Genomic DNA, 4,377 nt, shown 5'->3' on the forward strand with positions numbered 1-4,377 from the left:
GGTTTGGCGTCGGAGGTGGGTTCGGTCGGCGGGGTCTGGCTGCGTTTGGTCGGCATGGCTGATCAGGGTTGACAATGTTACCGATCGGTACGTACGATTCGCCCATTCCACGTACCGGTCGGTAACATGACTATACAGCGCACCCGTCCCTTCGGCCAGAAGTACGCCTTCGTCGTTGCCGGTGTGATCTTTCTCGCCCTGCTCGCCGCCGCCGGCGTCCGCGCTGCGCCGGGCGTGCTGATCCTTCCCCTGGGCAAGGCCTTTGGCTGGAGCCGGGACACAATTTCCCTCTCGGCCGCCCTGGGCATCTTCCTGTACGGCATGGTTGGTCCCTTCGCAGCAGCGCTTATGCAGGCCGTAGGCGTGCGCCGGACCTTGATCGCGGCCCTGGTCCTGATGACGCTGTCAATCTCCGCCAGCGCCTGGATGACGCAGCCCTGGCACCTGATGCTGAGCTGGGGACTGTTCTCCGGCATTGGATCGGGTTGCGTGGCCATCGTGTTGGGCGCCACCGTGGTGAATCGCTGGTTCGTCACCCATCGCGGTTTGATGATGGGCTTGCTCACCGCCAGCACGGCTACCGGCACCCTCGCCTTCCTGCCGGCGCTTGCAGCGATTGCCGAACATGGTGGCTGGCGGCCGGTGGTGTGGACTGTCGCTGCGGGCTGCGCCCTGCTGATCCCGCTCGCCTGGTGGCTGCTGCCGGAGCGCCCGTCGGATATCGGCCTGCGCCCCTATGGCGCGACTGAAGATGAGGTGGACACCGCACCGCGTCGCAACCTGCTCGCCATCGCGCTGGGAACCTTGGCGACGGCATCCAGGCAGCGCACGTTCTGGTTCCTGTTCGCCACGTTCTTCATCTGTGGCTTCACCACCAACGGCCTGATCGGCACGCACTTCATCGCGATGTGCGGCGACCATGGCATTCCCGAAGTGCGCGCCGCGAGTCTGCTGGCGATGATGGGTGCGTTCGACCTGGTCGGCACCACGCTGTCGGGGTGGCTGACCGATCGCTGCGATCCTCGCAAGCTGCTGTTCGTCTATTACGGCCTGCGCGGGCTATCGCTTATCTGGCTGCCCTATTCCGATTTCTCGCTGACCAGTCTGTCGCTGTTCGGCATGTTCTACGGCCTGGACTGGATCGCCACGGTGCCGCCAACGTTGCGCCTTGCTTCTGAAGCGTTTGGCGATCGCGATGCGCCCGTGGTGTTTGGCTGGGTGGCCGCCGGTCATCAGATCGGTGCCGCAAGCGCCGCGTTCTTTGCAGGTGCGCTGCGCACGCAGAACGGCGACTACCTGCAGCCCTTCGTGGTGGCAGGCGTGACCGGCCTGATCGCGGCGGGACTGGCCTTGATGATACGGCGTCGCTCGCCGCTGCAACCCGCGTTGCAGCCCGCGTAATCAGGCAAGCCGGGTGCCGTTGGGAACGGGTCGGTCGATCGCCGTGAGCACCACGCCTTCATCGGTGTGGAATCCGGTGAGCAGAAACTGCGAGCGAAAAGGCCCGATCTGCTTCTCAGGGAAGTTGATCACGCCGACAATCTGGCGTCCGAGCAGATCTTCGGCGCGATAGAGATTCACGACCTGCGCGCTGGTCTTCTTCTCACCATAGGGGCCAAAATCCGCCCACACTTTCCACGCCGGCTTGCGCGCTTCGGGAAAGGGCTCGACGCGCGTCACGGTGCCGGCGACGATCAACACTTTTTCGAAATCGGCCCAACTGATTTCGTTGACTGTGTTTATGCCGCTCATCCTTCCAACCTCGTCTTGAACCAGTCCTTGCTCTGCTGCCACCAATAACTGCTCTGCGCGCCAATGTAGCCGAACGGTCGATACGTGGGCGCCAAGCCATAGGGAGCAAACTGCTTCCAGCGGTCATCGCCCTCGGCCAGCGCCGAAGCCAGCAGGTCGCCTGCCGCACACGTCGGTGCCAGGCCGTGCCCACCGAACGCCTGCGCCCACCATAAACCGTCGCCGCTGCTGCCGATCTGCGGCATCTGGTGGCGCGCGTAGCTCATCAGGCCGGACCACGCGTAATCGACGCCCACGCCTTTCAGTTGCGGAAACACACGCAGCAAGTCGCGCATCAGCAATGCCTGCACCGCACGCGGCGAGCGATCGCGCACCGAAATGCGGCCGCCCCACAGCAGGCGGCTATCCGGTAGCGGACGGTAGTAGTCAAAGGCAAAGCGCGAATCGTAGACAGCCGCCCGCGTCTCCAGGCAATCAGCCATCCGGTCGCCCAGCGGTTCCGTCACCATCACATAAGTGGCGATGGGCAGGATGGCGCGATCGACCTGACGGCGCAGCCCGGCCAGATAACCGCCGCACGCAAGCACGACCTGATCGGCGTGGACCGAACCCTGCGCGGTTTCGATCCGCCAGCGCGTGCCCTCCCGCCGCAGTTGCCATACATCGGTATTCTCGTGAACACGTACGCCCTGCGCCGCCGCTGCGCCAGCAAGTCCGATGGCAAAGTTGAGTGGATGCAGATGCAGCGCATCGCGTTCGTACAGGCCGTCGTAGTAACGCGTGGTATGCACGCGCCCGCGCAACTCGTGCTGCGGCAGCCATTCCCAGCTCACGCCGTAGTGGCGTGCGAGCAGTTCCTGTCGTTGGCGCAGCACGGCGGGATCGCGGAACCAGTTGGCCCAGATGATGCCTTCGTCTACCAGGTCGCAGGGAATATCGTGCTGTGCGACGCGCTGGCGAATACGCGTCACCGCCTCGGTCGTGAGTCGGAACAGGGCCTGTGCCGCCTCTTGTCCGCGCTGGTCGAGCAGCGCCTGCTCGCCCAGCGAGTAGCCGCCAAAGACGAAACCACCGTTGCGCCCGGAGGCACCGAAGCCGACGCGCTCACGCTCCAGCAACACCACATCGCGGACGCCGCGTTCGGCCAGGCCGAGGGCCGTGTGCAGGCCGGCAAAACCGCCGCCGATGATCGCCACGCGCGCATCGGTCTTGCCTTGCAACGGAGCGTACGGCGCGTATGGCGTCGCCGTGGCGAGGTAGTAAGAAGCGGCCGGTGACGAAGTCATGCGATGGACGTGTGGCTGTCTCGGATCGGGCCATCAAGCATAGCGCAGCCCCGGCATGCCATTGGGCCATGCCGATGATCACGACGCCTCAGTCGACCACGTTCACGCCCAAGGGCCTGAGGTCGCTGCGCCCTCGGTCATCGACCACGCGCACCTCGTAGTTGCCTGCGCTGGCCGGCTGCCAGAACATCGACTCGCCCGGCGCGCTGCGTCCCACGTAGGCATCGTTGACGAACCAGTACATCTCGCGCACCGAAGCGTCCGCATTGGCGCTGAAGGCGATGCGATCCTGGCCGTTCGACTTCAGGCGCAGCGCGTAGATGCTGCCGCGCAKAGGCGAGGTGATCGACGGAGGCTCGCCGTCCACGCCGCTCTGTACGCAGCTGTCGTTACGCGGTGGCGTGCGGCGCGGGATACCGGCCAGCACGAACACGCGCTGCAGTTCGGACGGCCAGAATTCGTAGACCTCCACGTGCGTCCGCTTGCCTGCATACGGCGGACAGGCCGGCTTGCCGGTGTCATCGTCGATCACCACCGGGCGGTGCACCTGGCTTACCCGGATTGGCGATTTGCCGGGGATGAACCACGTCATGCCGCGTTGCGGACACCACTGGTTGGGCAGATCGCCGCTCGCCAGGCAGATCTCCACGCGCCGAAGTTGCGCCGGCATATGTCGCAGGGGTTCGCTCATCTGCGGCTGCGCGGCGCGCAAGGCGTCTTCCATCTGGAAGAACAACGGCGCCGCCGCGTCGACGCCGACAAAGGCGGGATTGCTGCTGCCATCAAAGTTGCCGACCCAGACCACCAGCACGTACGGCCCGAAACTGCCAGCCGTCCATGCATCGCGAAAGCCCCATGACGTGCCGGTCTTCCAATACACCGGCAGACGATCCGGCTGCGCACCGGTGGTCTCGTCCGGCCGCGGATTCTGCCGCAGCATGTCCATCGCCATGAAGCTGGCCTCTTCGCTGAGCAGGCGCGTGCCATTGCTGGGCGGGTTGGTCGCAAGCAAGCGCAGCGGGCGCAGTTCGCCACGATTGGCGAGCATCACGTAGAGGCCGGCCAGCTCCTGCATGGTCACTTCGCCGCCGCCGAGCACCAGGGCGAGTCCGTAATGCTTTTCGCTCGCCATGCGACTGATGCCGGCATCGCGCAGGAACTGGTAGAAGCTCGGCTGCTGGAGCTGCGACGCCACCCACACAGCCGGAATATTGCGACTGCGCACCAGGGCCTCGGTGGCGGTCACCGGCCCGAGGAAGTGCCCGTCGAAATTCTCCGGCGCGTACGGGCCGAACGCGGTCGGCACATCCCGCAAAACCGTCTGTGGATGGAGCACGCC

At 65.3% G+C, this 4,377-nt stretch carries 4 protein-coding genes; 1 reads left to right on the forward strand and 3 read right to left on the reverse strand.

The window, feature by feature from the left end:
- Positions 1 to 126: 126 nt before the first annotated feature.
- On the forward strand, positions 127 to 1,401 hold the full coding sequence (locus tag AC1DMG_RS20265; RefSeq protein WP_477175924.1) for an MFS transporter: 1,275 nt from the start codon (positions 127 to 129) through the stop codon (positions 1,399 to 1,401).
- Here AC1DMG_RS20265 and AC1DMG_RS20270 read toward each other — a convergent pair whose 3' ends face one another.
- From AC1DMG_RS20270 to AC1DMG_RS20280, 3 genes are all read right to left on the reverse strand, one after another.
- Positions 1,402 to 1,752: a tRNA-binding protein gene (locus AC1DMG_RS20270; RefSeq protein WP_441604165.1), complete on the reverse strand. Its 351-nt coding sequence runs from the start codon at positions 1,750 to 1,752 to the stop codon at positions 1,402 to 1,404. It lies immediately after the preceding gene.
- Positions 1,749 to 3,038, reverse strand: coding sequence for an NAD(P)/FAD-dependent oxidoreductase (locus tag AC1DMG_RS20275; RefSeq protein WP_441604152.1), 1,290 nt, complete (start codon positions 3,036 to 3,038; stop codon positions 1,749 to 1,751). Before AC1DMG_RS20275 ends, AC1DMG_RS20270 begins: the two co-directional genes overlap by 4 nt.
- An 88-nt stretch (positions 3,039 to 3,126) precedes the next feature.
- A partial coding sequence (locus tag AC1DMG_RS20280; protein ID WP_477180987.1) for a penicillin-binding transpeptidase domain-containing protein occupies positions 3,127 to 4,377 on the reverse strand: 1,251 nt, incomplete at its 5' end.

This window comes from Dyella sp. 01N36, assembly GCF_056399745.1.